This window comes from Wolbachia endosymbiont of Tribolium confusum (genome assembly GCF_020405475.1).
GTDB lineage: Bacteria > Pseudomonadota > Alphaproteobacteria > Rickettsiales > Anaplasmataceae > Wolbachia.
Genome location: NZ_JAIZNT010000001.1, coordinates 312,655 through 335,038, shown reverse-complemented (window position 1 = coordinate 335,038; position 22,384 = coordinate 312,655). Strand labels below are relative to the sequence as shown.

The following is a 22,384-nucleotide window of genomic DNA, read 5'->3' as shown; positions in this document are numbered from 1 at the left end:
GTGTCATTCCAGCGCGTGACGCTGGAATCTAGAAAAAAAAGAAACATGGATCCCAGTGTCACGCACTGGGATGACAAAAGGTCTGATGAATGATAAAAGTTACCTTTTCAACCGAACAAAAAGTAAAAGAATACAGTGGTAGAGTCACTGGCTTTGATATATTACAACCAGATGCTTTGAAAGAAGCAGTTGCATTGAAAGTAGATGGTGAATTATATGATCTTTCACATGAAATTGAATCTGATACAGAGATAGAGGTAATACAACTGAGTGACGAAGCGGGTTTAGATATAATAAGGCATGATGCTGCTCATATAATGGCGCAGGCAGTAAAAGAGCTCTTTCCTAATACTCAGATTACTATCGGGCCAACAATTCAAGATGGTTTCTACTATGATTTTGCTACAGATCGTGCCTTTACCACGGACGATCTTGCTGCAATAGAAAAAAAAATGAAGGAAATTATAAAAAGTAACCACAGATTCGTCCGAGAAGTTTGGACTCGTAAGCAGGCAATTGATTTCTTTAGTGATATAGGTGAAAGATACAAGGTTGATATTGTCTCATCAATACCAGAAAACGAAAACCTAACTGTTTATAAACAAGGCAACTTTGTAGACCTATGTCGTGGTCCGCACTCACCATCAACTGGCAGAGTTAAAGCGTTTAAACTTATGAAAGTAGCAGGTGCATACTGGCGTGGCGATTCTAAGGGCCCAATGTTGCAAAGAATATATGGTACTGCGTGGAGAAATAAGGATGAATTAAATACTTATCTTAAACGTCTGGAGGAAGCAGAAAAACGCGACCACCGCAAAATTGCTAAGGATATGGACTTATTTCACATTCAAGAAGAAGCTGTTGGGCAGATTTTTTGGCATGAACAGGGATATACTTTATATAATGTTCTTGAGTCTTACATCAGAAAAAAGTTAATGAACAATGGCTACTTTGAGGTAAAAACCCCTATTTTAGTAAGCAAAGAGCTGTGGGAAAAATCGGGACATTGGGATAAGTTTCGTGAAAATATGTTCATTATTGATGAATCTGAAAGTAAAAAGCTAGCAATAAAACCCATGAATTGCCCTTGTCATGTGCAGATTTTTAATTCTCACACCAGAAGCTATCGTGATTTACCGATACGTATGGCAGAGTTTGGCACATGCCATAGAAATGAAAGCTCAGGCTCATTGCACGGACTAATGCGAGTGCGTGGTTTTACGCAAGACGATGCACATATTTTTTGTATGGAAAAACAAGTGAATTCTGAAACTGTAAAGTTTTGTGACCTTTTAAAAGAAGTATATTCAGAACTTGGGTTCAATGAAATTTCTGTGAAATTTTCAGACCGTCCAGATACTAGATCAGGTAATGATGAAGTGTGGGATAGAGCTGAAAGAGCACTGCTTGAAGCAGTTAAAGAAGCAGGGCTTAGTTATGAACTTAATCCTGGTGAAGGTGCATTTTACGGACCAAAGTTAGAGTTTGTTTTGAGAGATGCAATAGGAAGAAATTGGCAATGTGGAACATTACAAGTTGATTTTATTTTACCAGAACGTCTGGGAGCTTTTTATATAGGAGTAGATGGGCACAAGCATCACCCTGTCATGTTACATAGGGCAATTCTTGGAACTTTTGAGCGTTTTATTGGAATTTTAATAGAAAATTATGCAGGAAAATTTCCAGTTTGGCTTGCTCCAACACAGCTTGCTATTCTGACCATTACAAATGAGGCTGACGGTTATGCTACAGAAATCAGCAACGTTTTAAAAGCACAAGGTGTGAGAATCAAAACTGATTTGACCAATGAAAAAATTAGCTATAAGATACGTTTGCATAGTTCAAGTAAGGTACCTATATTATGGATCATGGGTAAAAATGAAGTTACAAATAAAACTGTGTCAGTGAGAAATTTAGGATCAGAAAAACAGGAGTCCTTTTCTCTGGAAAAGGCTACTGAATTGCTTTTAAAAAGTATTAATTTGAGTTAAAGGAGAAAAATTTGCAAGTTAAAAAAAATAATAAAAACAAAATTAATGAATTCATCACAGCTAAGGAAGTACGCTTAGTTGATCATAATGGTAAAATGGTTGGAATTGTGCCATTAGGACAAGCCTTGGAAGTTGCTCAAAGTGTCAATTTAGACTTAGTAGAAATTGTACCTGATTCAACTCCTCCAGTATGTAAAATTCTAGACTATAGTAAACAAAAGTATGATATAAAAAAGAAGGCAAGTGAAGCAAAAAAGAAACAAAAAGCATTAACTATAAAAGAAATTAAACTGGGTCCTAATATTGGTGATCACGATTACGAAACAAAATTGCGTCAAGCAAGGGATTTTCTTGTGCATGGACATAGAATTAAAGTCACAATGAGATTTAGAGGGAGAGAGCTTATAAACACTGAAGTTGGACTGGAAAAATTAGAACGGCTAATTAGAGATGCTGAAGATATTGCAAAAGTAGAATTAGCACCTAAAAGGGAAGGAAATCAATATTCTTTAACTTTAGCTGCTAAGTAGTAAAATCATTTAAAAGTATAAGTTAAGTTACTATCCTCTCTTCAATTATATGACGAAAATGTCTGATTAATCCTTGAACTGGCCAAGCTGCAGCATCGCCAAGTGCACAAATTGTATGCCCTTCTATTTGAGTTGTAAGGTCAAGTAGCTTATCTACTTCACCAGGTTTAATATTCCCTGCTACCATTCTTCTCATAATTCTCCACATCCATCCAGTGCCTTCACGGCATGGTGTACATTGTCCGCAGGACTCATGCATATAGAAATGTGATAATCTTTCTATTGCAGCTATTATGTCAGTTGATTTATCCATCACTATTACAGCAGCAGTACCAAGCCCTGATTGTGCAGCCCTTAATGAATCAAAATCCATTTCAATAGTATCACATATAGATTTTGGAATTAGTGGAACTGAAGACCCACCAGGTATTACAGCAAGTAAATTATCCCAACCTCCTCTCACTCCACCTGCGTATTTTTCAATTAATTCACGCAGTGAAATTCCGAGCTCTTCTTCAACATTACATGGATTATTTACATGCCCTGAAATGCAAAAGACCTTAGTGCCAGTATTATTTGGTTTACCCAAAGATGCAAACCACTCTCCTCCGCGATTTAGAATATCTGGAACCATGGCTATAGTTTCAACGTTGTTTATTGTGGTTGGGTAGCCAAAAAGTCCAACAACCGCAGGGAATGGAGGTTTCATGCGAGGAAAGCCTTTTTTTCCTTCAATTGATTCAAGTTGAGCTGTTTCTTCTCCACATATATAAGCTCCTGCACCTCTGTGAATGAATACATCAAGATCATAACCTGATTTGCAGGCATTTTTTCCAATTAAGTTTTCTTTATAGGCTTCCTCAAGTGCCTTTTTTAGAACTAAGTATTCATTATAAAATTCACCCCTGATATAAATATATGCAACTGATGCGCTGATCGCTCTGCCAGCTAGAAGAATTCCCTCAAGTAATTTATGTGGCTCATATCGTAATATATCTCTATCTTTACACGTACCAGGTTCTGACTCATCTGCATTGACTACTAAATACGCTTTTGAAGGATTTTTAGGCATAAAGCCCCACTTAAGGCCAGTAGAAAATCCTGCACCCCCTCGACCTCTCAAGCCAGATTTCTTTACTTCATCAATGATTTTTTCTGATCCTAAATCCAGTAATTCCTTTGTTTTTTGCCAACTACCACGTTTTTTTGCACCCTCAAGTAATGGTGTTTCTTTACCATTTAAGTTTGTGAATATTTTGTCCTGTTCTTTTAGCATACTTTTAAGATTCTAAGTGATCCCGACGCGATTCGAACGCGTGACCCACTGATTAAAAGTCAGTTGCTCTACCGGCTGAGCTACGGGATCATTTTATTTTTCAGCTATACTAAACAGTAATATAGTTTTTATCTGTTTTAATCAAACTAAAATTTTCATGCGTGGTTAAATAAATTATATAATATACTGCGTTAGTGATAATTTAATTAAAAATTTTTGAAGGAAAATTTCTTGTTAATTAATAGATTTATTTGGCAAAGCTGAGATACAACTCTAAAAAGATAGAGAATTTTACATAACTGCAGAGTTTGCGCACTATTGAGTAATAGCATAACAGATAAATATTTCTTGCATTTCAGCGTGAGTGATTTATGCTTTAAGCAAGAATTGGGGGCATAGCTCAGCTGGTAGAGCATCTGTTTTGCACGCAGAAGGTCAGCGGTTCGATCCCGCTTGCCTCCACCAATCTATATTGTCCCTAGGATGCTATAAATCCTGTCAAAACAGCTTATTTTAATCTATTTTTCCAAAAATCCCTATTTCTTCTTATAACTTTTCCTAACACAAGTGATGTTTGTTATTATAATTCCAATACATACCAACTTAGTAATAAGTTAATCAATAAATGTTAGAATAGATATAATTAAGTTGACTAGGTAATATTTATGAGTGGAAAGAAACATGTTTTTAAAATGGTACCTGGACAAAGAGTATTTAACGAGACTAGAATGAGGATATTTCAAGGTTCCGTAGGTGGTGAAGAGTTAACTTGGAATAGTTTTGATAAAATTGGATTTATTCCACTGGATGATGAAGATGGTAGAGTACTAGATTTACCTATAAAATTTTGCAACGCTTCAAGCGATGGTTCCTTTACAATTGTTGCATGCATAAAGGAGAATGGAAAAGATTTGAAACAAACATCTTACCGTTGTAATAAAGAAGAAGGTCTAATCACAAATTGTAAATTTCCAGTTGCGCCATTTAGAAACGCTAAACTCGGTTATGAAAATAACTTGCATTCTTTTGTGTATCTTAATGAAGAATTAATGAAGATATCAATTGACTACAAAATATCAAAACTTTCTGATTATAGCACAAGGTATATTTACGTTCTTAAGGCACAACCAGTGGAATATAAATATGTAACATGGGAGGAGTCAGGTAATACCTACAAATATTATTTCTCGGATGATCAAGGGAATATTATTGATTCACCTGACAATCAGGCACTCCAATATATTGAACGGCATGTTAAGGAAGAAGTAATACAAGATATAATATCATCTAAAATACCAGAGGATATAATATTATCAAAAACATTTGCAAAAATTTTTGTTGAGAAAATAACACACAATCAGTTAGAAACTTTTACCCATACTCTTAATAATGAGCAAATACAGGTCTTGGCAGAGAGCTTAACAGATAACCAATTTCGAGCTTTAGTGGATCATTTGACCGACCACCAATTGCACACTCTTGCTCAGGAATTAAATCCAGAAAAATTACAAATAATTATTCCTATTTTAAATGATGATCAGCTTGGAGCCCTAGTGAGAGACTTACATCCAGAGCAAGTAAGAGAAATTTTACCTCACTTAAAAGTCGATCAGTTCAAGGCACTTATCAATAATATAGACGATTATCAGCTTGTAGAATTAGCAAAAGATTTAGATGAGCACCATTTGACCATTCTTTCCAAGGAATTGTGGTCTGAGCAACTTCCAACCCTAGTACACGCTTTAGAAGGAGATAAATTACATAACTTAATTAATAAGCTAGACCATGAAAAACTTTCAATAGTAGCTCGAGATTTAACTGATACTAATAAGATTCAGATGATTATTGAGTCTTTAGCTAACAACTCAGAAAAACTTCAAGCTTTTGCTCATAGTATGTCTCATGAGCAGTTTAAAGAACTTTTGGATAATTTAGGTGCAGAAGAGCTTAAAGATATTATTCACAAATTGCCTCACGAGAGAGTTATATCTGTGATTGGTGATCTTGGTAGTAAAGATCAGTCTAGTGCTATTATTGATGCATTGAAGGAGAAATTTAACGAGCAAAATGAAAAAATGAAAGACCTTATGAGTAAGGTTGAACGAATGCTTCCTGAGGAGAGTGAAGCAAATTGGAATGATGCACATCCATCAACTTACGTTCTTCAAGATGTTAATGCTGAGTTTGCAGTAACAGATCATTTATTGTGAACTTGGATATTGATAAATCAACAGTGTGCATGTGAAACTAAAAAATAATTTTAACTTTAATAATTTATGGAGGTAATTTATATGAGTGAGAACTCACAAAACCTTTTACAAAGTGCTAATAATGAAGAACAACTTATAAGCGCTCTTGGTCTTATTAAACTTAAGACAGGTACTGATAAGGATATACAAGACCTTAAAAAAATGGTAAGTGGTAATACTGTTAAAAAAGCAGTTGATGAATTAGTTCTGAATATAAACACACAACTTATTGGTAGCTTGAATACTAAGTTAGGAGAAGAGCAAGCTAAAGTTAAAAGTTTGGAAGATATTATAGGCAACGATGATGCAGGATTGAAAAAAGATCTAAGTGAGTTAGCAGGTAAGGTAAATAGTATGCTACCTGAGGAGGCACCAACTCACTTTGATATATTGTAGTAGTTAGGAAAGTAACAGCTTGCTAGCAGATTGTTGCTTTCTCCATACACCGTTTCAATATAGCTGAATTAGGGAATCTATTTTAAAACTTTCGGCTTGTAATTCTCATCATGTTTTGCAAACACCGTATCTGCAAGAAAAGTACTATTATCAAACATTTTACCTTGCACAACAACACCACTTTTTTCTGAAAACATTGGTGGAAGTATTCCCTGATATTTTACCACAACGCTTTTGTTAAAATCTGTCATTTGAAAAATCACTTCGCTTTCGCTCCGTATCACACTATCTTCAACAACCATTCCACCAACACGTATTGGCTTTTGATTATTTGGTAAAACTATTGCTTCACTTACTGTATAGAAAAATGAGATATTTTCTTTGAGCGTTGTTAGAATAAAAAAGACTATGTAGCTTAAAAAGCAGAGAATTCCTGAAGTTATAAGTAATCGCTTATGTTTCTTCTTCATTATTATCTTTCAGGCTTTCTAGAATTTTTTTACTTTTGATATAGCAAGAAATGGTAAAAATCAGTTCTCCGGTAATCAATGTAAGACTAATAAGGTAAGCAAAAATCACATACGTGTTCATAATATATCGTTAATAAATAACTCACCTGCATCAAAATAAATTAAGCTTTCATCCTTTTGCTGCAACACCAATTTACCACTTTTATCTATATCAGCAAAAATTCCTTCATACAATTTGTCAGCTAACTTTACACTGATTTGCTCGTTCATCTTGAATGCTCTTGTGAGCCACATTTTTCTTATAGCATAAAACCCATCAAACAGCCATTGCTTTCTTAGCTTATTAAAATTTATTATTAATTTCTCTAATAGATCTATGTTAGACACAGATTCACCGTAATTGCTAATACACGTTGTTCCTGGAAGTGGTGCATGATTGACATTAATTCCAATTCCTACAATAAGCCAATTCGAATTGGATCTTTTTTCAAGCAATATTCCACTGATTTTTTTACTATCAACTAGGACATCATTTGGCCATTTATATTGAATGTTACTATCATCCATAAATGACAGTAAAGTATTCCCTACAACAAGAGCAGTCACAAAAGTCAATTCTGTTAATTTGCTAACTTGATTCATTAACCCTCTTTCTGTCATCCCAGTATTTTCCCCAGTGTTTGACACATAACTATGCGAACATTGCAATTTGCAGGTGGTATGTGGTGTCATTCCAGTGCGTGACACTGGAATCCAGTTCTTATTACACAGTTGCCTGATGTGCCCATTTGTAATTAAGTTTTCTGGATCCCAGTGTCTGGGCACTGGGATGACATCATCCTTGGTGGGAATACCACAACGTTTGTACAGTTGTGTGCTTGACCATTCTTCTTTTTTTCTAGATTCCAGCGTCACGCGCTGGAATGACACCGAAAGCTGGCTTTCATTCAGATAATCGTTAAAGAGGTTTATCACCAAACTCGCATAAAAATTACCCTCTGGAGAAACCCAACTTTTTCCGGTGCGCCCCCTGCCTTCTGTTTGTTTATCGGCAATAATAACGGTTTCATTTGATATTCCTTTATCAATTAAATCCAACGCTTCTTTATTAGTGCTTGAAACTTCTTTGTAATGATGAATATGAAAGCCCTCAGGGATCACCTTGTCAGCCCTTTAGTTCAATGAGTGAGTAAAGATCTTCTACATACAAGAAAAGAACGAGGTTGATCAGTGAAGCCACTGAAGTGATAATGAATAGACCCTTAGAATAAGCAACCTTATTACCACTAGCTTTATCAAAATACATAACTTTCATGATATTTAAATAATAGTAGCATGATATCACACTCGCTATTACAAGGATCAAGGACAGGCTGATAAAGCCAGAATTTATTAAACTTTTGAATATAAAAAATTTAGCGATAAAACCTGCAAGTGGAGGTATTCCCGACATCGAGAGTAACAGTACAGAAAGATGAAATGCTACAATTGGGTGTTTCTTCCCTATACCAGATAAATTTGCAATATCACAATCTTCATCGTCAATTTGTACGAGATATGAGAATAGTCCTATGCTTGTGATGATATATATCACCAAATACATTAAGGCACTATCTGTTCCTGCTTGTGTAAAAATAGAAAGTGAAGCAAATATAAAACCAATGTGACCAACTGAACTGTAAGCTAGGAGTCTTTTTAGATTTCTTTGGCGTAAAGCCCCAAAAGCTGAGATAAGTACAGATATCGCTGAAATATATAAAAAAACAGGCTGAAAATACTTTTCTATACCTACTAGCTCTTCACTCATAAACAACCGAATTAAAAACGTCACAAGTGCAGCTTTTGGGGCTGTAGAAAAAAAAGCAGTTACTATGGTAGGTGCACCTTGATAGACATCTGGAGCCCACATATGAAAAGGAGCAATAGCAAGCTTGAAACACAAACCAATAAGGATAAAAACTAACCCAAAAACTATTCCATAAGTTATCTGATGGTTTTGCAAGAATGAACCGAGCTCAGAGAAATTAATTTGTCCTGTATATCCATAAAGTAATGACATACCATACAGCATAATGCACGAAGATAGAGCACTAAGTGTAAAATATTTCACTCCGGCTTCACATGAATAAGCTGAATCCTTATTAAAGCTCGCAAGAACATATAAAGATATACTCATCAACTCAAAAGCTAAATAAAAAGAAATCAGACTATTTGCTGAAACTAAAGTTATCATTCCAAACAGTGCAAAAAGAACCATTATTGAAAGCTCACACTTATATTCATATTTTGATAAATTCAGTATCAAAAGTATTGAAATTCCTGTGCTGAGAATTAACCCTTGGGCTGACCTGATGTATAAATTGAGTTTTAACAACGAATTAAAGAGAAAAATTTCATTGTTTTCTGCCGAAATAATTAAAATAATCAAAGTTATCACTGTGCAGCCAAGTACTAATAAGTTGATAGTTCGGCGGTTAAATATAATTCCAAGCAGTAGCAACACTAACGAGGAGATAATAAAGAACGTTTCCGGCAATATCTGTATATAATTCATAGCGCATTATATTTGACTAACAAACTTGCCATACATGGCTTCAAATAATTCAGTGCAAGGGTTGGGTAGAATCCAAGCAAAACAACAAACACTGCAAGCAGAATTAAGACAGAAAATTCTATGTTATCCAGGTGATGATTTAACAATTTAGAATCACTAACTCCCCATATTATTTGCTTACATAAATTCAGCATATAAACTGCGCTTAAAATAGTGCCAAGTGCGATAAATCCTGTAAAAAAACCTATGCTCTTAAACATTCCAACCATAGCCAAAAACTCACCTATGAATCCAGATGTTCCTGGTAGACCTATTGAAGCCATTGAAAATAAAATGAACATAAAACCAAATTTTGGCATTGTGTTTACTATGCCAAAATATTTTGCAATCTCCAAAGTCCCAGTTCGAGTATATAGCATTCCAACACATAAAAATAAAGCAGCAGAAATAATGCCATGACTAATCATTTGAAATATACTACCCAGTACTCCTTCCTCACAAAATGAAAAGAGGCCAGCGGTAACAATCCCCATATGTGCTATTGAAGAATAAGCTATTAACTTCTTTATATCATCTTGAGCAAACGCAACTAGAGAAGCATATATCACCGCAATAATGCTTAGCACAACAACGAAATTTGAAAAATACAAACTTGCCTGAGGAAGCATTGGAATAGAAAATCTTAAAAATCCATATCCCCCCATTTTAATAAGCAAGCCAGCTAAAATCACAGATCCAGAAGTTGGTGATTGCACATGTGCATCAGGAAGCCAAGTGTGAAATGGAAACATCGGTACTTTTATTGCAAAAGAAATAAAAAATGCAATCCACAGCAATGACTGTACTCCAAGATCAAGGCTTGGAGTTAATGTGGCTAATTCCTGTATATCAAATGTTCCAAAGATATTATAAATGTACACTAACCCAAGCAAAAATAACAATGAACCGGTAAGTGTATAAAGAAATAACTTAAACGTTGCATATATCCTTTGCTTCCCTCCCCAAATGCCAATAATAAAGAACATTGGTATTAAGACAGCTTCAAAAAATACATAAAAGCCTATAGCATTCAGTGAAACGAAAAAACCAACTACAAAACTCTCAAGCAGCAGAAATAATGCCATATAGGCTTTTAGGGTCGTATAACTCATTTTGCAATTATAGAGCATACAAATAACAAACAAGAAGGTCGTAAGTAGAAGGAAAAGCAACGATATTCCATCCACCCCTATTTCAATATCTCTTACTGGATAGCTGACAAACTGAAAGTCCGCATTGTTATAATCAAATTCTATACAAGCTACAATGCTAAGCAAAAATGGAAGTATAGCAAAAAATAGAGCAAGGAATCTTAGGTGTATAGATTGATGATTAATCCTGATCGAGGATAAAATCAACGCTCCTATCAGTGGAAGCAAGAATATACTAAGTAACAACACCTTCTATTTAATTCCAATAATATATAAAGCACCGATTATTAAAGTAACAAACATAATAAATGCATAATCAAATATATAACCAGTTTGTAACTTTATAGAACTTTTTGAACATTCATTAACCAACCTTACAACACCATTTGGTCCAAATGAATCAATAGCCTTAACATCAAACTTCCATAGAAGCCTAGATATAAATCTTATTGGTACAATTATAACAAACTCATACACCTCATCAAAGTACCATTTATTCTGCAAAAACTTAAGTAAAAATTTACTCTTAATTTGCCTAATTACTTGATATTGGTAAATTAGGTACGCAAGTGCTATTCCACTTAGGCTCGCCAAGGTTGGTAGTAATTTTATAAAGAAATTATGAACTCCATGCTCATCAATCACCATTAAACTTGATTTCCAAAACGCATTACTAGTTATGTTCAAAATATTTGCTCCCCACACTCCAGAAAATACCGATCCAAAAGCAAGTATCAGTAATGGTATAAGCATAATCTTCGGTGCTTCATGTATATTAATTTTGCTTTGTTTTTGGCTATGGAACACAAGAAGCAATAACCTCCAAGAGTAAAACGCTGTGAAGAATGCAACAACTAAGCTTATTACAAAAGCAAAGCTATCCGTGCTATAAGCATGTTCAATGATCAAATCCTTTGAGTAAAAACCTGCAAATGGAAATATTCCAGAAAGCGCAAGAGACCCAATCCACATGAGAGCATAAGTGCAAGGGATTTTCTTCCAGCAATTTCCCATTTTCTGAATGTTTTGCTCATGATGCATTGCATGAATTACATTGCCAGCACCAAGAAATAGTAGAGCTTTAAAAAAAGCGTGTGTCATTAAATGAAAAATAGCAACATTGTAAGCAGAAAGCCCACATGCCATAAACATATAACCAAGTTGGCTGCAGGTTGAATAAGCAATTATTTTTTTTATATCGTTCTGAGTAATTGCAACTGTAGCTGCAAAAAAAGCAGTAAGTGCCCCAACAATAACTATTAATTCTCGTGCCACATTTGATAGCTCAAACAATGGAGAACATTTTGCTACTAAAAATATACCTGCTGTTACCATCGTTGCTGCGTGAATGAGTGCAGAAACAGGGGTTGGCCCTTCCATTGCATCTGGCAACCAAACATGTAAACCAAGCTGTGCAGATTTACCCATACAGCCAATAAAAAGTAATATGCATATTATATGAATTATTTTAAATTCACAGCAGAATGCTCTAATGTTTTGCGCACCAAGAAGATCAGCTGTGTCAAAAACTTCAGTAAATTTCAAAGAGTGAAATGTATAATAAATGAGAAAGATCCCAATCAATAGTGCAAAATCTCCTACCCTATTCACAACAAATGCTTTAATTGCTGCATTATTTGCAGAATATTTTTGGAACCAAAATCCTATGAGTAAATAAGAACATAGGCCAACCCCTTCCCAACCAAAAAAAAGCTGCACGAAATTATCGCTTACAACCAGCACAATCATGCAAAACGTAAACAGCGATAGGTAAGAAAAAAACCTCGACTTCCCTTTGTTATGCTCCATATAACCGATAGAATAGAGGTGGACTAATAGTGAAACGGTGGTAATAACAATAAGCATTAAGGATGAGAGAGCATCCACACTAATTGCCCAATTTACTTTTAATACACTTAATGAAAATAGAGGAAATAAACTCAAGTGATAATTTTCAGAGAAGGTGAGAAAAACATACCAAGATAAAACTGCAGATATTCCAATCCCTACCGTTGTAACTAACTGATTTTTTCTAAAAAGTGCTGCAAATAGCGAACCAAAGAGTGGCAAAAATACTATTAATTTCAGTATATCCATCATACTTTCATTCTTTCATTAAATTTGCTTGTTCAATGTCTATATTGCCACGGCTTCTATAATATACAACCAATATTGCAAGTCCAACTCCTGACTCTGCTGCCGCAACAGTCAACACAAACATCACAAAAATTTGCCCAACTATATCATTCATAAAGGCAGAAAAAGCAACTAGATTGATGTTAATCGCCAGCAATAATATTTCTATTGATAACAGTATATTGATTATGCTCTTACGGTTAATGAAAATACCGCACACCCCAATAGTGAACAAAACAGCAGCAACTATCAAAAAATGATTTAATCCTATTTCCATTCTACTCCTTTTCCAAATTTAGCCTTAATCAATTTTACAGATGAAGATTGTGTCAATTGCTTTAATACATTTTGTTTTTTAACTCCTTTTTTCTTGTCCTGCAAAGTAAGAGCAATTGCACCGACAATTGCAACAAGCAGCAGAATACCAGAAAGATGAAAAGCGTACATATAGTCGGTATACAGCAAATTACCGATAGTTTTCACGTTATTAGTATTATAGTTTATAACATTGCTTATATCGGGTGCTGAGCTGCGGATTACAAAGCTGATGACTAGAAAAAACACAACACATAATATAGCACCAAGAGTGAAATGCTTTGCAAAACCCTGGTGCAATCTTATGTAGTCAATATCGAGCATCATAACTACAAAGAGGAACAACACTGCAACTGCACCGATGTATACTATCAATACCATCATAGCAATAAATTCAGCTCCAAGGAGAATAAAAAGAACTGCAGAATTAACGAAAGTAAAAATTAAAAATAATACTGCATGCACAGGATTTCTTACACTAATTACACAAACAGCAGATAAAATGCTGAGAATTGCAAAAAAATAAAAGAAAAAAGGCATCGATACTTTAACTGCAACAATAGCTACTAACTTAAAGTAATTATTGCTGTAAAGTCAATATTATATTAAACGTTTGAAAACATTCTACTACAAGCTTCAGCTCCATTTTAAATAGAGCATTTTCTCAGTAATGCAATAAACACTCTTGACAGTTTTAATTTATTAACGCATAATATATGTATATTAATAGTTAGTGATAGCTCAAAATGTATAACATATTTGGTTACTTCAAAACTTGTGACAAGCAAAGTGAAAAATTAAATAGAGAGAGTTATCAATACACCACAAGAGATTATGTGACAATTTACTTCAATAAATACACTAGCCAGTTTAGGCAGATCATGGAGAGAATTTAAAGAAAAAGCATATGGTTTTATATATGATATTGGAGCTTGGTTGAAAGAAATATATGAAAATTTCACTGAACGACCTGAAATGCATAACTTCTATATTCCAGAAAAACTTCCTATTAAAGCTGAGGAAATGATGAAGGAACTGAATCATAAGTCTAAGCCATTTCAAACTCCACCTATTCATCCAACAAGCAGAAGTTTTGATGCCAATATCTCAAATCAAGTTATTGTTACTCAGCATACACTAACTACTCAAATAAGATAGATACAAAGCCCTACGCTTAAATATGTAGTACTTGAATGAGTTGACTGTTATGTTCAATAAGATCTTTACAATATTTCGATCATAGGTTTAACTTTACGAAGTTATAATCTATAGGGCTGCAATGAACGATTATCTCTCACTGCTAAATCCAGAACAACAATCAGCTGTAACTAACATAGATGGACCAGTTTTAATACTGGCAGGAGCCGGAACGGGAAAAACAAGAACGATCACTTCAAGAATAGCGCACATAATTCGAAATGGTTACGCTTACTCCGATGAGATCTTAGCAGTTACATTCACGAACAAAGCAGCAAATGAAATGATATCAAGAGTGCTTGAACTTACGGGCACAAATATACCGTGGCTTGGCACCTTCCACGCAATTGCAGCAAAAATTTTACGTTATCATGCTGAAATTGTGGGCTTAAATTCCAATTTTACAATCATTGGTATGGATGACCAATTACAGGTAATAAAAAATATTATTAATGAAATAAGCCCTGATTACCTACCAGAAAAATGTAAGACCATTATGAATATTATTCAGCAATGGAAAGAGAAGTGCTTATTGCCATCTGAAGTGGAAGATATTCAATCATTTAGGCCAGTGTACGTAACTGCACTCAAAGTCTATCGCCAGTATCAGGAAAGGTTAAAATTCCTTAACTCTGTCGATTTTGGTGACTTATTGCTATATAATATACAACTCTTTAATCAAAAGACCGAAGTTCTGTCCTACTACCAAAACAAGTTTAAGTATGTCATGGTAGATGAGTACCAAGATACAAATGCAATACAATATCTTTGGCTAAAATACCTTGCAAAAGAGCATTCAAATATTTGCTGTGTAGGAGATGATGACCAGTCGATATATAGTTGGCGTGGTGCAGAAGTTGAAAATATTTTGAAATTTTCCGATGATTTTAAAAATGCAAAAACCGTTAAACTGGAGTGTAACTACAGGTCAACATCCCACATACTTGCAACTGCATCATATGTTATCAATCATAATAAGACTCGCTTAGAAAAAAAGTTGTGGACAACAAACGTTGAAGGCGAAAAGGTAAATCTAATCAAATTGTGGGACGGGAAAGCTGAAGCAAGATTCATAAGCGAACAGATATTAAAGCTCAATAAGTATAGATTTAGTGATATTGCAGTGCTGGTCAGAGCTACTTTTCAAACTAGAGTTCTCGAAGAGTATTTTATAAAATATTCAATTCCCTACAAGATTATAAGTGGCGTAAAATTCTATGAACGTCAAGAAATAAGGGATATAATTGCATATTTAAGGCTTGTTACAAATAATAATGATGACCTTGCTTTTGAAAGGATAGTGAATCGGCCAAAGAGAAGCATAGGAACTACAACTCTAAAGAAGATATACACAACTGCTCAGGACAACAGCACTTCTTTTTTTAAAGCAGCAAAAATATTAGTTGATGGTAATCAAGTGACTGAGAGAATTAAACTCTCACTAAATGATTTTTTAAATAAAATTAAAGCTTGGGAAGAAATAGTAAGCGTAAAACCACTGCATGAATTCGTTAAAATCGTAGCAAATCAATCAGGATATATGGAAATGCTTGAGAATGAAGGAGTAACAGGTTTAGCACGAATAGAAAATGTCAAAGAGCTCATTTCATCTTTGAAGAATTTTGACAACGCTACAACCTTCTTGGAGCACATAAGTTTAGTGATGGAAGTGGATAATATGAATAACGATGACACTGTATATGTTATGACTCTTCACGCAGCTAAAGGGCTCGAATTTCCGTGCGTGTTTTTACCTGGTTGGGAAGAAGGATTATTCCCTCATCAAAGATCTTTTGAAGATAAAAGTGGTAAAGCTTTAGAAGAAGAAAGGAGACTCGCATATGTCGGCATAACCAGAGCCAAAGAAAGGTTAATCATTTCATGTGCAGATAGAAGGGAAATTAATAATCAGTGGCAACCAATGCGCACTTCTCGATTTATTAAAGAACTGCCAAGAGAAAATGTTGAGGTGATAAAGAGTAGCGCCTACTGTTGAAGCTATAACTGCAGCCCTTACTACAAATACATCTGAATTACTTTAACTATATGTTTCTCCTGGCAAAAATTCTCTAATGGTCTTAAATAAGACTTCCAGTGAATGATTGTCAGACATGTTGTGCTCTGCTGATTTTATCAAGTATACTTCAACATCGGTTGATTTGACTTTTTCAGCTAAATTCAATGAAGTTTTGTAAGGAACATCTTTATCATTAATGCTATGCAGCAAGCGCACAGGACAGTTTATATCTATTGTTTCTTTATTTAAAAGAAGGTTCTTTCTGCCATCTTTGATCAAATTTTTAGTTATTTTGTATACACAGTGCTCTGAAGTAAAATCTATTACACCTTTAGAGACTAGCTCTTCTTTTTGCTTATCTGACAATTGCTTAAATATTAAATCTTCAGTGAAATCAGGAGCAGACGATATACCGATTAATGCTGCAATTTTTTCTGGAAATTGAAGTGCAGTGAGCAGCATCAGCCACCCCCCCATACTTGAGCCTATAATTATTTGTTTATCTCTAGTTAACTCGCTTATCACTTTAGCACAATTTTTTTGCCAGTCACTTATTGTATAATCAGTAAAATCACCACTTGAATTACCGTGACCAAAATAATCAAAGAGCACAAGTGCTATATCATTTTCCTGGCAAAATTTGTAAATGGCAGTTGCTTTACTCCCATCCATATTGGATGCAAAACCACCAAAAAAAACTATAGAAGCTTTCCTTCCTTGTAGCTTTCGATATGCTATGTGATCATTACTTCCATCAAGTAATTTACAATAATCCATACTACTTTGGCAAAGCAACCGGGCTATCACTCAGTTGACGCAAATAGCTAACTAGATCTGCAATTTCTTTTGGATTGGAAATGCCTGCAAATGCCATACGTGTACCTTTTATGTAGGCTTTTGGATTTCTTAAAAAAGCAAATAACTCTTCATACCCCCATTTCCCACCTTTTTCAAGTAGTGCTCTTGAGTAATTGAATGAATTGCCAAGATGAGTCTTTTCATTTCCAACTACGTTCCACAAATTTGGTCCTACTTTATTCATTCCACCTTTCTCAAAACTATGGCAAGCTATACATTTTTTTGCTGCTGACTTGCCTTTTTCAAAGCTAGCATTTTGCATGAGTTCCCCAATATCAAGTGCCACTTGTTCAATCTTTTGCTGAGGCTCATTGCTGGCTGCTACTATTGTTTGGTGTTCAATTTTATAATTCTCTGGGTTATAGAGCGTATCAACCACATTACTAACTATCATAATTATTAATCCAGAAAGTAAAATTGATGCTGCAATCTTATTAAGCTCCATAGTTAATTCTTATCAAGTAATGTTACTTAAATTATGCAAATATTTTCGCAAACAGCAAACAATTACCTTAATTTCACCAAAGATGGAAATTTCTACTACTTAGTTAATAGACCGCAATTCTGCTGATGAAGTAACTCGTGGTCCAGTTACATACTGATCTGGAATAATATATTCAAATAGATTTCCTGCAAACTTGTCTACAATGATTGCAACTGGAGCCACTGCTATATGCTCATTTGCTTGACCTAAGATTCAGGAGCATTTAAACTGAACTTTATACAGCACTAAAAATGATAGGAAATCTAAGCGGAATAGTTGATGAAGTGTGCAGCGATCACATAATCCTGAATGTGAATGATGTTGGCTATATAGTATATCTTTCAGCCAAAATTTTAAGTGCTTGTTCAATCGGAAGTAGAGTAAAATTACTTATCGACACTTATGCAAATAGCAGAGAAAACGTTGCTCAGCTATATGGCTTTATAAGTAAAGAAGAACAGCAGTGTCTGCGTTTATTAGTTAAAGTGAGCGGTGTTAGCTATAAAACCGCAATGTCAATTTTGAGCAAATTAACTCCAGAGCAACTGTTTTTGGCAATTATAAATGAGGATAAACTAGCACTTAAGGTGAGTGGACTTGGCCTGAAACTCATAAATCGAATTATCACTGAGTTGAGTGGCAAAGTAAGTAAACTAGAGATAAATAACAATAATTTTCATCCAATTAGTGAAGATGCTCTTTCAGCTTTGATCAATCTTGGATATGAAAGAACAAAAGCTTATGATACAATAAAAAAAATAGAAGATGAATCACCAAACTTGGACACTAAAGATATTATTCGCATGGCGCTTAAAACAATATGAAGTCAATATCATGTAGTAAGGAATATTCTGAAGATGTACGTAATTTAAATATCAGGCCTGAACAACTTGATGATTTTGTCGGGCAAAAAGACTTAATACAAAATTTAAAAGTGTTTATAAATGCTGCACAGACTAGAGCTGAAGCTTTGGATCACGTATTGCTCTATGGTCCTCCAGGGCTTGGTAAAACAACTTTAGCACAAATTGTCTCTAAGGAGTTAAGGGTTAGCTTTCGTGCAACTTCTGGTCCATTGCTTAGTAAAGCTGGGGACTTAGCTGCAGTGCTCACTACTTTAAATGCAAAAGATGTTCTATTTATCGATGAGATCCATAGATTAAATCGTAGCATTGAGGAAGTTTTATATACTGCTATGGAAGATTTTTGCCTAGATATACTAGTAGGTGAGGGCCCATCTACCAGAACTTTAAGAATAGATTTACCACCATTTACACTGATTGGGGCAACAACACGGCTTGGACTGCTTTCTGCACCGCTGAGGGATCGTTTTGGTATTCCCCTGCATCTTGAGTTTTATTCTTTTGAGGAACTGGTTGATATTATAAAAAGAGGTGCAAGAGTTCTTTGTGCTGAAATCGAAAAGGATGCTGTGCAGGAAATTGCCTGCCGCGCCCGTGGTACTCCAAGAATTGCTTTGAGATTACTCAGAAGAATAAGAGATTTTGTTGAAGTAAAAGATGATAAAAAAATTACCTGTGAAATTGCCGGTTCTGCACTATCAAAATTGGGTATAGATAAAATGGGACTAAATAAATTAGATATGGATTATCTGAGATTTTTGTTTAACACCTCAGGACCTGTTGGAATTGACACCATATCTATTGCACTATCTGAAGATGTTGGCAATATTGAAGAAACAGTAGAACCTTATTTAATCAAGGTCAGTTTCGTAAAGCGCACACCAAGAGGACGTGTTTTAACTGATCAAGCAAGGGAATATCTCAGCATTAATTCAGTGGTATGCTAGTATTATACTATATTTTATAACATTGTATAGTATTACACTAAACATTATAATATTCTCTTATTATATGATTTGCAGGTGTTTTAGAGGCAAATAAGAAAGTCTTCTGTTATAGTGAATATGTTCTTGAAAAATTACGTAATATATGCTAGGCTGTATATAGTATGAATGTAAAAATATCAATAATTTATTGATATTTTTTAAGATTAATACTTATTAAATACTTCATATTGTAAGATTGAGTTATTGTATTTTATAGACTTAAGATAAAATGGTAAAAAGCTTTCTAAACAATTATAGAAACAGTAATTCAATTAATGGAGAAAAAGCAATGAAAAATTTTTTAATCAATAACAACGAGGAGGACGGTAGCTCAATCTTCATTAATCGAGTCAGGGAGCAAGATCTCTCTGCAGAGCAGAAGCTCAATGAATTAAAAGGATTCATGGAGGAGCTTGCTAGGAAAGCTGAGCTCAAGAGAATAGAGCTTGAGCGTCAGGCTGCGAGTTGCATTGATGAAACATTATCTCAAGTAGAGCTACAGATACAAGATAATGAGGATTACTTTACTGATAATAATCAAGGGGTATTCGCAAATTTCTTTGAATCCCTCTTTAATCTTTTTGAAGTAAATGTAGATCCGAAAGTCTACAAAATGCTCAAGGAGAAGAAAGAGAAAAATCTGCTTCTTTCGATAATTAAGTTTTTGCGTGATAAGCTTAAGGAATTAGTTAAAAAGATCTTCAAAAAAGATTTAGATTTAAGTTGGGATAAAAGGCTAGACAAAGAGATAAAAGAATTGCAGGAGAAATTACTCAGTGGTGGGTTATCTCCGGAAGAGGAAATAGCAATACTCGAACGTTTGCAAGCGTTGCAAAATTTAAAATTGAAGCTTCAAACTTTTCTCGTGGGCTCAGTCATTGCAATGTTTGCAGAAATTTTTGCAGTTGATTTAGCAGCAGTAGTAGAGCAATATGTAACTGAGGAAAAAAGAGACAAAAAAGCAGAAAAAACAGAATCAAAAGAAGTTCGTCAAGAAATAGAAACAAAAGTGAATGAAATCACACCAATTTCTCTCTTTAATTTTTCATCTCAAGTTCCAATGCCAATCACTCTGAATAAGCAAGAACGTGCTATTTTACCAAAGCCTATAGAAAAATTAGTAGACACTCTACCTAAACCTGTTATAAGTCACAAAAATAGTGAAGTACAAAAACTGGAAAAAATGAATAAAGAAAAGAAAGAAGCAAAAGAAGAGAAAACTGAAAAACCAAAATTAGCTGTCTGTCCACCCGCTCCAGAGCGACATAGGAGAGTGAAAAGGAACAACACAGAAAAGAAGGATTTAGGGAAGAAATACAATAGAAAAGAACCTTCTGCCAATAGTCAGCAAAAAGCTGCTAATGCTGCTGTGGAACTGCCAAGAAGATTAACTGAGGACATAAAAGTTGAAAATCATGCTTCTTCAGTCAAAGAGAGAGGTGTGTAAAGGTTCTCTCTCTTTTTTTCATTCCAGACTGGTTTTTTATCTGGATTCCAGCATCAAGTGCTGGAATGACATGGCGGAATGTCATCTAAGTAGCTCTCTCTTGTCATTTCAGTAGCCCCTTTGTTGTCATCTCAGTGCCTCCTCTCTTGTCATCCCAGTGCTTGACACTGGGATCCAGGAACTTAGTTTAAAAAAGTTGTCATTTCAGTCTAGGATCCATTTTCTCTTCTAGATTCCAGCGTCACGCGCTGGAATGACATCGTCTTGAATAAAATTTGAATGAAAACCGGTCTGTCATTCAGGTAGCCCTTCATTTTCATTCCAGTGCCTCCTTTGATGTCATCCCATTACCTCCTCTCTTGTCATCCCAGTGCGTGACACTGGGATCCAGAGAACTTAGTTTAAAAGAGTTGTTATTTCAGTTTAGGATCCATTTTCTCTTCTAGATTCCAGACTGGAATGACACCGTCTTGAATGGAAGCCAGTGCCAACGATGCGCCATATTGCAATGTTCGTACAGTTGTGTACTCAGACACTGTCATCCAGACACAATTTCATCATATAAATCTTTCCATTCTTGATTTGTTTTTTCAATTAAGTTTATTTTCCATTTTCTCTGCCAACTTTTTAGGAGTTTTTCTCTACTAATTGCTAAATTTATGTCTTTCAAAATAGACTAGTTTACAAACATTGTACTTTGACGTGAAACCAGAGATGGCTTTGCTTTTGTGTTCCCAAATTCGTTTAGTCAAATTTGATGTTATACCTGTATATAGGGTTCCATTGCGTTCACTTGCAAGTATATAAATATAATAACTTTTCATATATAATAAATAAATTTACCGAATTCCAGACTGGAATGACATTAAAGGAGCTACTTGATGACACCAAAGAGGCTATTCTTTGATACCAAAGAGGCTACTTGAATGACAAGAGAGGAAGTGCTGGAATGACATTGTCTTGAGTGCATAATGCACCAAAGGTTGTGTACCAAAAAGGTGTCATACCAATTTTAAAAGGCTGTCATGCAAGTGGCCCCTCCGTTGTCATCCAAGTAGCTGACACTGGGATCCAGAAAACTTAATTTAAAAAGTTGTTATTCCAGTACTTCTTCTCTTGTCATCCCAGTCTGGAATCCAGGAGTATAAAAATGGTGAATAAAATTTATGTTAAAAAACTGCTTGTGCTAGTAGTTGATTCTTAATATACTCATTACATAATAATTTAATTTAGAGGTTGATATGCATGGCAATAATGATCCAAATAAAAAAGTACCTGATTCAGGGAGAGTAAAGATTGATCTGAGCAAAATAGATCCAAAGAAAATAGATGATTTTAGAGACATGATTAGACGTGAAGAGGAAAGAAAGAAAAATCAATCTAGTGGTCAGGGCAGCAGTAAATAATTATATTAGTTTAGGGGGG

The 22,384-nt window shown here is 34.8% G+C and carries 21 protein-coding genes, 2 tRNA genes and 1 pseudogene; 11 read left to right on the top strand and 13 right to left on the bottom strand.

What is annotated here, in order from left to right:
- Positions 1-89 precede the first annotated feature (89 nt).
- Together thrS and infC are read left to right on the top strand one after the other, a co-directional pair.
- Positions 90-1,991, top strand: coding sequence for a threonine--tRNA ligase (thrS, locus tag LEM02_RS01695; protein ID WP_226079448.1), 1,902 nt, complete (start codon positions 90-92; stop codon positions 1,989-1,991).
- Between the two features lie 11 nt (positions 1,992-2,002).
- Positions 2,003-2,521 carry a translation initiation factor IF-3 gene (gene infC, locus LEM02_RS01690; RefSeq protein ID WP_226079447.1) on the top strand — a complete coding sequence of 173 codons (519 nt, stop codon included), beginning with the start codon at positions 2,003-2,005 and terminating at the stop codon, positions 2,519-2,521.
- 22 nt (positions 2,522-2,543) lie between these two features.
- On the opposite strand, the gene nuoF is transcribed toward infC, so the two are convergent.
- Complete coding sequence (gene nuoF / locus LEM02_RS01685) at positions 2,544-3,797, bottom strand: NADH-quinone oxidoreductase subunit NuoF (RefSeq protein ID WP_226079446.1); 1,254 nt, start codon at positions 3,795-3,797, stop codon at positions 2,544-2,546.
- Between the two features lie 17 nt (positions 3,798-3,814).
- Positions 3,815-3,887 (bottom strand) — tRNA-Lys (locus tag LEM02_RS01680).
- A gap of 299 nt (positions 3,888-4,186) precedes the next feature.
- Between LEM02_RS01680 and LEM02_RS01675 the strand changes: the two genes are divergently transcribed.
- The 3 genes from LEM02_RS01675 (at position 4,187) to LEM02_RS01665 (ending at position 6,442) form a co-directional block, all read left to right on the top strand.
- Positions 4,187-4,262, top strand: a tRNA-Ala gene (locus LEM02_RS01675).
- Positions 4,263-4,462: 200 nt separating this feature from the next.
- The gene (locus tag LEM02_RS01670) at positions 4,463-6,007 is read left to right on the top strand and encodes a magnesium transporter MgtE N-terminal domain-containing protein (protein WP_226079445.1); all 1,545 of its coding nucleotides are present in this window, start codon (positions 4,463-4,465) and stop codon (positions 6,005-6,007) included.
- A gap of 81 nt (positions 6,008-6,088) precedes the next feature.
- Positions 6,089-6,442, top strand: a complete 354-nt coding sequence (locus LEM02_RS01665; protein WP_226079444.1) for a hypothetical protein — start codon at positions 6,089-6,091, stop codon at positions 6,440-6,442.
- Positions 6,443-6,519: 77 nt separating this feature from the next.
- Here the strand turns inward: LEM02_RS01665 and ccmE are convergent, their stop codons facing one another.
- From ccmE to LEM02_RS01620, 8 genes are read right to left on the bottom strand one after another with little or no spacing between them, the layout of a single operon-like run.
- Positions 6,520-6,912: a cytochrome c maturation protein CcmE gene (gene ccmE, locus LEM02_RS01660; protein ID WP_226079443.1), complete on the bottom strand. Its 393-nt coding sequence runs from the start codon at positions 6,910-6,912 to the stop codon at positions 6,520-6,522.
- Positions 6,896-7,033 (bottom strand): CcmD-like small membrane protein, encoded by a 138-nt coding sequence (locus LEM02_RS06875; RefSeq protein WP_458694835.1) that lies wholly within the window; start codon positions 7,031-7,033, stop codon positions 6,896-6,898. The genes ccmE and LEM02_RS06875 overlap by 17 nt, the downstream gene beginning before the upstream one ends.
- Positions 7,030-8,073: a biotin--[acetyl-CoA-carboxylase] ligase gene (locus LEM02_RS01655; RefSeq protein ID WP_410543379.1), complete on the bottom strand. Its 1,044-nt coding sequence runs from the start codon at positions 8,071-8,073 to the stop codon at positions 7,030-7,032. Before LEM02_RS01655 ends, LEM02_RS06875 begins: the two co-directional genes overlap by 4 nt.
- A gap of 4 nt (positions 8,074-8,077) precedes the next feature.
- Positions 8,078-9,466 (bottom strand): NADH-quinone oxidoreductase subunit N, encoded by a 1,389-nt coding sequence (locus LEM02_RS01640; protein ID WP_226079442.1) that lies wholly within the window; start codon positions 9,464-9,466, stop codon positions 8,078-8,080.
- Positions 9,463-10,905 (bottom strand): complex I subunit 4 family protein, encoded by a 1,443-nt coding sequence (locus LEM02_RS01635; RefSeq protein ID WP_226079441.1) that lies wholly within the window; start codon positions 10,903-10,905, stop codon positions 9,463-9,465. Before LEM02_RS01635 ends, LEM02_RS01640 begins: the two co-directional genes overlap by 4 nt.
- 3 nt (positions 10,906-10,908) lie before the next feature.
- Complete coding sequence (nuoL, locus tag LEM02_RS01630; protein WP_226079440.1) at positions 10,909-12,756, bottom strand: NADH-quinone oxidoreductase subunit L; 1,848 nt, start codon at positions 12,754-12,756, stop codon at positions 10,909-10,911.
- A gap of 4 nt (positions 12,757-12,760) precedes the next feature.
- Positions 12,761-13,069, bottom strand: a complete 309-nt coding sequence (gene nuoK / locus LEM02_RS01625) for an NADH-quinone oxidoreductase subunit NuoK (protein WP_226079439.1) — start codon at positions 13,067-13,069, stop codon at positions 12,761-12,763.
- Positions 13,060-13,647, bottom strand: coding sequence for an NADH-quinone oxidoreductase subunit J (locus LEM02_RS01620; protein ID WP_226079438.1), 588 nt, complete (start codon positions 13,645-13,647; stop codon positions 13,060-13,062). The genes nuoK and LEM02_RS01620 overlap by 10 nt, the downstream gene beginning before the upstream one ends.
- A gap of 312 nt (positions 13,648-13,959) precedes the next feature.
- Between LEM02_RS01620 and LEM02_RS01615 the strand changes: the two genes are divergently transcribed.
- Together LEM02_RS01615 and LEM02_RS01610 are read left to right on the top strand one after the other, a co-directional pair.
- Positions 13,960-14,265, top strand: a complete 306-nt coding sequence (locus tag LEM02_RS01615) for a WD_0964 family protein (protein WP_458695372.1) — start codon at positions 13,960-13,962, stop codon at positions 14,263-14,265.
- A 121-nt stretch (positions 14,266-14,386) separates the two neighbouring features.
- Positions 14,387-16,300, top strand: a complete 1,914-nt coding sequence (locus LEM02_RS01610) for an ATP-dependent helicase (RefSeq protein WP_226079436.1) — start codon at positions 14,387-14,389, stop codon at positions 16,298-16,300.
- A 42-nt stretch (positions 16,301-16,342) separates the two neighbouring features.
- Here the strand turns inward: LEM02_RS01610 and LEM02_RS01605 are convergent, their stop codons facing one another.
- The gene (locus LEM02_RS01605) at positions 16,343-17,098 is read right to left on the bottom strand and encodes an alpha/beta hydrolase (RefSeq protein WP_226079435.1); all 756 of its coding nucleotides are present in this window, start codon (positions 17,096-17,098) and stop codon (positions 16,343-16,345) included.
- A gap of 1 nt (position 17,099) precedes the next feature.
- Complete coding sequence (locus LEM02_RS01600; RefSeq protein WP_226079434.1) at positions 17,100-17,624, bottom strand: c-type cytochrome; 525 nt, start codon at positions 17,622-17,624, stop codon at positions 17,100-17,102.
- A gap of 290 nt (positions 17,625-17,914) precedes the next feature.
- Here LEM02_RS01600 and ruvA point away from each other — a divergent pair, with 290 nt between their 5' ends.
- The 3 genes from ruvA to LEM02_RS01585 all read left to right on the top strand — a co-directional run bounded on the left by ruvA (position 17,915) and on the right by LEM02_RS01585 (position 20,959).
- Positions 17,915-18,487: a Holliday junction branch migration protein RuvA gene (gene ruvA, locus LEM02_RS01595; RefSeq protein ID WP_226079433.1), complete on the top strand. Its 573-nt coding sequence runs from the start codon at positions 17,915-17,917 to the stop codon at positions 18,485-18,487.
- Positions 18,484-19,473 (top strand): Holliday junction branch migration DNA helicase RuvB, encoded by a 990-nt coding sequence (ruvB, locus tag LEM02_RS01590; RefSeq protein WP_007302374.1) that lies wholly within the window; start codon positions 18,484-18,486, stop codon positions 19,471-19,473. Before ruvA ends, ruvB begins: the two co-directional genes overlap by 4 nt.
- A 268-nt stretch (positions 19,474-19,741) precedes the next feature.
- The gene (locus tag LEM02_RS01585) at positions 19,742-20,959 is read left to right on the top strand and encodes a hypothetical protein (protein WP_226079432.1); all 1,218 of its coding nucleotides are present in this window, start codon (positions 19,742-19,744) and stop codon (positions 20,957-20,959) included.
- Positions 20,960-21,497: 538 nt separating this feature from the next.
- On the opposite strand, the pseudogene LEM02_RS01580 reads toward LEM02_RS01585, so the two are convergent.
- A pseudogene (locus tag LEM02_RS01580) lies at positions 21,498-21,783 on the bottom strand (GIY-YIG nuclease family protein).
- Between the two features lie 417 nt (positions 21,784-22,200).
- Between LEM02_RS01580 and LEM02_RS01575 the strand changes: the two are divergent.
- Positions 22,201-22,365, top strand: a complete 165-nt coding sequence (locus LEM02_RS01575; protein ID WP_010404042.1) for a hypothetical protein — start codon at positions 22,201-22,203, stop codon at positions 22,363-22,365.
- The last annotated feature ends 19 nt before the right edge of the window (positions 22,366-22,384 follow it).

Coding starts and splice junctions, on each gene's coding strand:
- LEM02_RS01575 (WP_010404042.1), top strand. CDS start 22,201: ATGCATGGCAATAATGATCCAAATAAAAAAGTACCTGATTCAGGGAGA.
- LEM02_RS01585 (WP_226079432.1), top strand. CDS start 19,742: ATGGTAAAAAGCTTTCTAAACAATTATAGAAACAGTAATTCAATTAAT.
- ccmE (WP_226079443.1), bottom strand. CDS start 6,912: ATGAAGAAGAAACATAAGCGATTACTTATAACTTCAGGAATTCTCTGC.
- LEM02_RS06875 (WP_458694835.1), bottom strand. CDS start 7,033: ATGAACACGTATGTGATTTTTGCTTACCTTATTAGTCTTACATTGATT.
- ruvB (WP_007302374.1), top strand. CDS start 18,484: ATGAAGTCAATATCATGTAGTAAGGAATATTCTGAAGATGTACGTAAT.
- ruvA (WP_226079433.1), top strand. CDS start 17,915: ATGATAGGAAATCTAAGCGGAATAGTTGATGAAGTGTGCAGCGATCAC.
- LEM02_RS01600 (WP_226079434.1), bottom strand. CDS start 17,624: ATGGAGCTTAATAAGATTGCAGCATCAATTTTACTTTCTGGATTAATA.
- LEM02_RS01605 (WP_226079435.1), bottom strand. CDS start 17,098: ATGGATTATTGTAAATTACTTGATGGAAGTAATGATCACATAGCATAT.
- LEM02_RS01670 (WP_226079445.1), top strand. CDS start 4,463: ATGAGTGGAAAGAAACATGTTTTTAAAATGGTACCTGGACAAAGAGTA.
- LEM02_RS01665 (WP_226079444.1), top strand. CDS start 6,089: ATGAGTGAGAACTCACAAAACCTTTTACAAAGTGCTAATAATGAAGAA.
- nuoF (WP_226079446.1), bottom strand. CDS start 3,797: ATGCTAAAAGAACAGGACAAAATATTCACAAACTTAAATGGTAAAGAA.
- LEM02_RS01610 (WP_226079436.1), top strand. CDS start 14,387: ATGAACGATTATCTCTCACTGCTAAATCCAGAACAACAATCAGCTGTA.
- nuoK (WP_226079439.1), bottom strand. CDS start 13,069: ATGGAAATAGGATTAAATCATTTTTTGATAGTTGCTGCTGTTTTGTTC.
- nuoL (WP_226079440.1), bottom strand. CDS start 12,756: ATGATGGATATACTGAAATTAATAGTATTTTTGCCACTCTTTGGTTCG.
- LEM02_RS01620 (WP_226079438.1), bottom strand. CDS start 13,647: ATGCCTTTTTTCTTTTATTTTTTTGCAATTCTCAGCATTTTATCTGCT.
- LEM02_RS01640 (WP_226079442.1), bottom strand. CDS start 9,466: ATGAATTATATACAGATATTGCCGGAAACGTTCTTTATTATCTCCTCG.
- thrS (WP_226079448.1), top strand. CDS start 90: ATGATAAAAGTTACCTTTTCAACCGAACAAAAAGTAAAAGAATACAGT.